Genomic DNA, 7,016 nt, shown 5'->3' with positions numbered 1-7,016 from the left:
TAATTAAGTAAATAGAAAGGGACTTTTTATCTTTTTAGAAAAGAGCCCTTTCTGATCAAACAATATGTTTAGAAACTAGGTGAGAGATGATCAATGAGATGGCAAAAACTATTATCAAAAAATGCACAGAATTTATTTTCACTAATCAACCTAATGAAAGATCTGATCTGGCGAAAAACGGATTTAGCTGAAGAACTGAAAATCGATGTCAAAACAGTTGATCGGCATCTAAAACGTTTGGCAGAAAGCGACTGTCCAATCCAACTGATTCTTCATAAGAAAACCGTTCAGTTAGTTTATGATCAAGGATATAGCGAACCTTACCTCCTTTTTGTTTTTCTGATCCAATCACCACCTTTTTGTCTACTGAAAAATCTGCTGTTGAATGAACCTTATGAACAGGAGTATGATCGTTCGACACAAGAGCGGTTGAGAAAATGGTTTGGTGAGTATCACCTTTCGTTTTCTTATAAAAAAGCGCAGATCTTTGGTTCAGAAAGAAAAATACGGTACCTGCTATTTTGTTTCTTGAAAGATTTCCCCCATTTTTTTGCAGACGATGGAGAGCAATCCTTTTCAGAGACATTCATCCAATTATTGAAGCAACGAAAGGATCCGGCAGAAATCGAGATTTTAGGAGACAGTCGAACCCTTTTCTTTGAGTTGTTTCCAGAATTGCTTTTTAGAGAAGAGCAGATTTTGCCAATAAAAGAAAAAAATTATCTAGCGATTTTGCGCTTGAGCTGTAATCAGATTACTGAAAAACGGTGGGAACGGATAGAAGAGACACAAGACTATCGGAAATTGACGATCGTAACTGAAAAGCTTGATTCGCTGTTTTGGCTGAATAGTGAGTTTGAAAGTGGAAATAAATCAAAGCTGACAAAAGTACTTTACCAAGAATGGCTTCGTTATGTGATTGGTATCCATGACCGACTGGTGGAAGAAGAAGTTCGTTATTATCAGGAAACATTAGAAAAGTTTCCTAATTCCAAAGATAAACTCTATCAATTTCGTCTAGCAATCCAACAAGCACTTGCACACCCCGCAGTTGAATGGGGAATGCTTTTACTTAAGACACTCCAAGAACGGGGCTATTTAGATGTCCATCCTCCTGAAGTGAAAATCGTCTTTTTTTTTCGTTATGAACATCAGGAAGCAAGAAGACTTGCCGGGGTACTGAACAAAACGCTAAGACATCGAAAGCGGATTTCGATCCATGTCTGCACTCGAAATAAACCACCTCGTTATGCAGATCTAGTGATTACAGATCATTTTTTTCCATTAGACCATAACGAAGATCAAAAAACGTATCTGTACCATCCTTCATTTGGTATCGAAAGACTTCTTACGGATATCAATTACTGGTTAGGGAAAAACCGATAAAACCTTTGGAAAACAGATCAAAACAAGTCAGTCTATGCTATAATAAAAAGCGATTAGTAAAGGAGGAAATCCATTGGAATTAAAGAAATTAGAAGTTCCCACATCTTCGATCACAGAAGTAAAACGATCGCCGATGGATGTATTTGCTCAAGCGCGAGACGCGGGAACTGGCGTATATATATTTAATCGGGAAAAAGTAGCTGGTGTGATGCTGACCCAAGAACAATACGAAACGCTCGTGCAAGAACTAGATGTCCTTCGTCAAACAGTGAAAGAGGAATTGAAGGAACCAAAGGAAAAAGAAATACACGAAGAATCTGTCAATAAAACAGCTTCCGTCGTATCCAATGCTGAAGGGATGGAAGAGTTGGCTCAAACATTACAGCACTCGCTTATTACGGGTGTGACGATTACAGCAAAAAATCTAGATGAACGAATGGTCGCACTTGGATTTATTACGAAAAAAACTGGATTTGGCGGGGTCGTGGATATGCTCAGCGAGTTGATGAAAACCGGGAAAATCAATTACCAGCTAAGAAGAAAACCGCAAAATCGGACCATCATCGCTGAAATCATAGGGGAGCAAAACAGTCAATCCCAATTGATGGATAAGATCATTATCAAGAAAATTTTTCTACATGAATTATAAGAAAACCCTATATGTACAAAAAGAAGAAAAACAGCTTCTCTTTGTACATATAGGGTTTGTTTTTTTAGGGATGCCGTGCTTTTTTATAAGATAAGGCTACCGCCCATAACGACCCGAGGATTTGTGGAACTAAGTAAATGCCGGCTAGAATCAAAATCAGTTGGGTCGGTTTTAAAGGATGATAAAAGTAACGCCATTCAGCAAAATTGACGCAAAACAAATAGGAAGTGACAGTAGATATAATATTGGCGATAAATAAAGATAAAATACGCCTGCTTTTTTGGAAATAATACCCAGCAAAAAGAGATAAAAATATCAACGTGATGAATCCGCTTACGGAATGATAATGGAAATCAAGCAGTAAAGCGAAATGCACATAAGGAACAAAAGATAAAAGCAATGGAAGATTCTTCCAACACGTTTTTATCATATTTTGTCACCACCTAACAAGTGTTATTATTTTGTTAGTTTTATTGTAAATTGAATCATATAATAATCAATTACTTTTTCATTATTTCTAGATTAAATGAATAAACTCTCATGCCATTATCTCTAAAAAAAAAGTTTTTCCCCCTAATTTTTTTAGATAGAAAATTGTATAGTATGATGAAAGAAAAATTGGTTTGGGGGAACATTGATGAGAAGAAAAGCAGTAATCGATCGGCTTTATTTATTTTTTTGGTTTTTTCCTATCGTTTTGCTACCTTTTACATGGGTAAATGCTGTTGTGCAAGGTGCCGAGATATTAGGGCTGATCCAAGGAAGTGGATTTGTGGTTTCTAGAAATTTTCCAGCTTTGACTGTTTTTTACTTAGTGATAAGTGTAGGTCTATTACTGCCAAAATCTCTGATCAATCATTATAATTGGCAGCTGCTTTATTTCTCTTGTTTACTCATATTCACATCTATGTTTTCCTTGTTGCCTCGCATGATCATCGGTCCTAATGGTTTGAGCGAGAGCGGACTGAAGGATTCAGCATATCCCTCCATGTATTTCTTGACCATTAAACCGTGTTTCTATTTAGTCATTGTCTCATTTATTCTTGCGACATTCTTTTACTTCTGGACAGAGATCCGGATAAAAAGTGAACGATCTGTATCTATAAAAAATAACCGTTGATGGTGGATCATCGGTAACAAGCATATGAGCGGCGGAAAACGCCTGTTTCTCATATGCTTTTTTATTCTCGTGTAAAGAATCCGAAAAACGTTTACATGATTTTTACATAACTTAACTATATTTTTACAGCAACCATACGAGGGATTTACAGTCGACTGATAAACTTTAGTTGTAAATAAGAAAGGAGCAATAAAATGAAAAAAGTATTGTTTACTCTAGGTATGATGGGAATTCTTTTAGCCGGATGCGGCTCAGGATCAGGAAATACAGATGGCTCTGCCACACAAAATAATTCAAGTGACTCAAATGAACAAGTAAAAATCGTTGCGGTAGGTTCGACAGCATTGCAGCCTTTGGTCGATGCAGCGCAAGAAAGCTTTGTACAAGAAAATCCGAATTATCAAATCTCTGTACAAGGAGGAGGAAGCGGAACTGGTTTGAGCCAAGTCGAAGCTGGAGCAGTTACTATCGGAAACTCTGATGTATTTGCAGAAGAAAGAGACGGGATCGATGCCTCTAAACTAGTGGATCATAAAGTAGCAGTAGTTGGGATGGCACCCATCGTCAACAAAGATACAGGTGTCAAAGATATCACAAAACAGGAATTGATTGATATCTTTACAGGAAAAATCACTAATTGGAATGAAGTTGGCGGGAAAGATCAAAAGATCAACGTTGTGAACCGTGCAAACGGCAGCGGTACCCGTGCGACATTTGAAAAATGGGGACTAGATGGTGCCACACCTATACAGTCCCAAGAACAAGACTCATCAGGAACTGTTCGGCAGCTTGTAAGTCAAACACCAGGAGCAATCAGCTATTTAGCCTTCTCATATCTCGATGATTCCACACAAGCACTAAGTATCGACGGTGTAGAACCAAAAGAAGAGAATGTAGCAGATAACAGCTGGAAAATCTGGTCCTATGAACATATGTACACGAACGGAAAACCTTCCCCTGAAGTCCAAAAATTCTTAGACTACATGATGACAGAAGAAATCCAAGAAGGACCTGTCAAAGAATTGGGCTATTTACCAATCACAATGATGAAAGTAGAACGTGACCACGAAGGAAATATCAAATAACTAGCAGATAAATATGCTACAGTTATCGTGACTATCAAGGAAAAATCAACTATGTTTCCCCGCATATAGATTTTTCCTATAATTGAGAAAAAGAGCGACGACATAGAACTGTCGTCGCTCTTTTTTTGCTATATGACAGGAATGAAAGGTGTATGCAAGCTTAATAAGAGGAACACTTTTCATATCTGTTCTATACTGGATAGGAGAAGTTTGTAAATATCCAGAAAATGAAATTGATCGAGGTAGCCACATGAAGAATAAATGGACAAATCGAAGTAAAAAAAAGAAAAGAACACAAAAATCATCTGACAAAGTTATCCGTCTTTTTCCCTCGTACAAAGAAGGATTGACAGCAGAACAAGTCAAGGAACGAATAGAAAAAGGTGCAGCAAACGATTCAGTCGATCCCACATTCAAAACAAACCAACAAATTATATTGGAAAATATTTTTACGTATTTCAATTTGATCTTTCTTATCTTAGCCATTTTGCTTTGCCTAGTAGAATCTTATAAAAACTTGACCTTTTTACCAGTTATCATAGCCAATACAGGAATCGCTGTCTTTCAGGAAATTCGATCCAAAAAAATCTTGGATGAATTGAATGTATTGAATACAGCAAAAGTCAATGTCATAAGAGAGGGGATAGAGCAAACAGTAGATATAGAAAACCTTGTATTAGATGACATTGTTATTCTAGAGACTGGACATCAGATTCCAGCAGATGCAGAGGTCGTGGAAGGAAAACTGCAAGTCAACGAGGCTTTATTAACAGGTGAAGCAGATGAGATAACCAAAGAAATAGGTGATCCATTGATGTCCGGCAGTTTCGTTGTTTCCGGAAAAGCTTACGCCCGATTAGACAAAGTCGGAGCGGATTCGTATATTTCCCAATTGACAGTCAAAGCCAAGACAATGGGAGAAGGAGAACAGTCGGAGATGATTGCTTCTCTTAATCAATTGATCAAATGGATTGGGATCATCATTATTCCTATCGGTATTCTGCTTTTTTCTCAAAGTTACTTTTTTAATGGAAACACGATGAAAGAAAGTGTCGTCGCAATGGAAGCAGCATTGATCGGTATGATACCTGAAGGACTGTACTTGCTAACGACGATCGCATTAGCATTAAGTGCGACTAAACTAGCAAAGCAAAGAGTTCTTTTACACAATATGAAAAGCATTGAGACATTGGCAAGAGTAAATGTCCTTTGTGTAGATAAAACAGGAACGATCACAGAAAACAAAATGTCTGTCCAAAAAGTGATTGTCTCTAAAAAACAAGAAATAATCAGCCAATCAGATCAACTGGAAGAGCGCATTGCTGACTATGCAAAAGCGATGGCAGGAGACAATGCAACAATGGAAGCCGTCAAAGAATACTTTACAAAAACCACTGATCAATCCTATCACCAGGTCATTCCTTTTTCTTCTGTCCAAAAATTCAGCAGTGTAGCGTTGGAAGATAAGGTGTATGTTTTAGGAGCACCCGAAATGGTTTTGCGAGATCAGTTGCCGGAATATGCGGAAGAGTTTGTTTCTTTTGCTGAAAAAGGCTATCGCGTGTTGGTCTTTGGTGTATACGATGGGATTCTTGAAGAACCAGTATTAACGGAGGCAGTCACACCATTAGGCTATATCCTGATCGCTAATCCTATCAGAAAAGAAGCAAGAGCCACATTCGATTACTTCAAAAAACAGCAAGTAGCCATCAAAGTGATTTCTGGAGATAATCCGCTCACCGTATCTAATGTAGCTGTCCAAGCAGGGATTTCACATGCTGATCAGTACGTTGATGCGTCTAAATTATCAGAAGAAGAATATGAAGCAGCTGTCGAAAAATATACAGTTTTTGGACGCGTCAAGCCAGAACAAAAGAAAATCTTCGTTCAATTGCTAAAGCGTAACAATACAGTAGCTATGACAGGTGATGGCGTGAATGACATTCTAGCCATGAAAGAAGCAGACTGCAGTATAGCGATGGCTTCTGGCAATGAAGCCGCCATGCAGGCCTCACAAGTGGTCTTGCTTGATTCTGACTTTTCACGCATGCCGGAAGTTGTTGCAGAAGGACGGCGCGTCGTGAACAATATTGAGCGATCAGCCAGCTTGTTTTTAGTGAAGAATATTTTCTCCTTTTTACTTTCGCTGTTTTCAGTCATCTTTGCTTTGACCTATCCTTTAGAACCATCACAGATCACACTGATTAGTTTGTTTACGATCGGACTCCCATCTTTCTTGCTTGCTCTAGAAGAAAACAAAAAGCGAATCAAAGGGAAATTCATCATGAATGTGATGGAAAAGGCTGTGCCAGGTGGACTGACAGATATGATCGTAGTCGGTGCGTTGGTGATCTGCGGGGTGACTTTGAATCTAAATAAAACAGATGTTTCTACAGCATCTACTATGCTTTTGATTGCAGTAGGATTTCTCGTTCTCTATAAAATCTGTTCACCGCTGAATAAATTCAGAAGTCAGATCATTCTTTTCTGTGCTAGCGGTATCTTTTTTTCGGTGGTTTTTTTGCATAAACTGTTTTCAATCACCGGTATCTCAGCTGTATCGCTTTTGCTATTGAGCATTCTATTTTTCTCGGCAGATTCGATCTTTAGGCATTTGACTACATTGGTAGAATATTTGTTTGAACGTAAAAATGAAAAAGAGCCGGAGATAATAAATAAATTGCCTCGGTTCCTTCGATTATTCAAAAGAAATAAATGACTAATAAGATAAAAGAAGCTTAAAAAATACATTAACCAAAAAATTGTATTTTCTAAG

The 7,016-nt window shown here is 37.9% G+C and carries 6 protein-coding genes; 5 read left to right on the top strand and 1 reads right to left on the bottom strand.

From position 1 onward, the window contains the following. The first annotated feature begins 93 nt into the window (after positions 1-93). Positions 94-1,386 carry a hypothetical protein gene (locus tag RWU19_RS01920; RefSeq protein WP_002316391.1) on the top strand — a complete coding sequence of 431 codons (1,293 nt, stop codon included), beginning with the start codon at positions 94-96 and terminating at the stop codon, positions 1,384-1,386. A gap of 73 nt (positions 1,387-1,459) precedes the next feature. Continuing rightward, entirely contained in the window at positions 1,460-2,035 is a 576-nt protein-coding gene (locus tag RWU19_RS01915) for a type II toxin-antitoxin system Phd/YefM family antitoxin (RefSeq protein WP_123837709.1), read from the top strand. A 64-nt stretch (positions 2,036-2,099) separates the two neighbouring features. Here the strand turns inward: RWU19_RS01915 and RWU19_RS01910 are convergent, their stop codons facing one another. Further along, on the bottom strand, positions 2,100-2,465 hold the full coding sequence (locus RWU19_RS01910) for a hypothetical protein (RefSeq protein WP_002308708.1): 366 nt from the start codon (positions 2,463-2,465) through the stop codon (positions 2,100-2,102). A 207-nt stretch (positions 2,466-2,672) separates the two neighbouring features. Here RWU19_RS01910 and RWU19_RS01905 point away from each other — a divergent pair, with 207 nt between their 5' ends. The 3 genes from RWU19_RS01905 to RWU19_RS01895 all read left to right on the top strand — a co-directional run bounded on the left by RWU19_RS01905 (position 2,673) and on the right by RWU19_RS01895 (position 6,959). Next, positions 2,673-3,155, top strand: coding sequence for a hypothetical protein (locus RWU19_RS01905; protein ID WP_002291615.1), 483 nt, complete (start codon positions 2,673-2,675; stop codon positions 3,153-3,155). A 194-nt stretch (positions 3,156-3,349) separates the two neighbouring features. Beyond that, positions 3,350-4,240 carry a phosphate ABC transporter substrate-binding protein PstS family protein gene (locus RWU19_RS01900; protein WP_002291614.1) on the top strand — a complete coding sequence of 297 codons (891 nt, stop codon included), beginning with the start codon at positions 3,350-3,352 and terminating at the stop codon, positions 4,238-4,240. A 250-nt stretch (positions 4,241-4,490) separates the two neighbouring features. Continuing rightward, positions 4,491-6,959 carry a cation-translocating P-type ATPase gene (locus tag RWU19_RS01895; RefSeq protein WP_123837710.1) on the top strand — a complete coding sequence of 823 codons (2,469 nt, stop codon included), beginning with the start codon at positions 4,491-4,493 and terminating at the stop codon, positions 6,957-6,959. Positions 6,960-7,016: the final 57 nt, after the last annotated feature.

Source organism: Enterococcus sp. 2STP (genome assembly GCF_032465635.1).
Classification (GTDB): Bacteria; Bacillota; Bacilli; order Lactobacillales; family Enterococcaceae; genus Enterococcus_B; species Enterococcus_B lactis.
Note: the sequence above shows the minus strand (reverse complement) of the source record. Positions and strands in the feature narration are given on the sequence as shown.

Coding starts and splice junctions, on each gene's coding strand:
- RWU19_RS01920 (WP_002316391.1), top strand. CDS start 94: ATGAGATGGCAAAAACTATTATCAAAAAATGCACAGAATTTATTTTCA.
- RWU19_RS01910 (WP_002308708.1), bottom strand. CDS start 2,465: ATGATAAAAACGTGTTGGAAGAATCTTCCATTGCTTTTATCTTTTGTT.
- RWU19_RS01905 (WP_002291615.1), top strand. CDS start 2,673: ATGAGAAGAAAAGCAGTAATCGATCGGCTTTATTTATTTTTTTGGTTT.
- RWU19_RS01900 (WP_002291614.1), top strand. CDS start 3,350: ATGAAAAAAGTATTGTTTACTCTAGGTATGATGGGAATTCTTTTAGCC.
- RWU19_RS01895 (WP_123837710.1), top strand. CDS start 4,491: ATGAAGAATAAATGGACAAATCGAAGTAAAAAAAAGAAAAGAACACAA.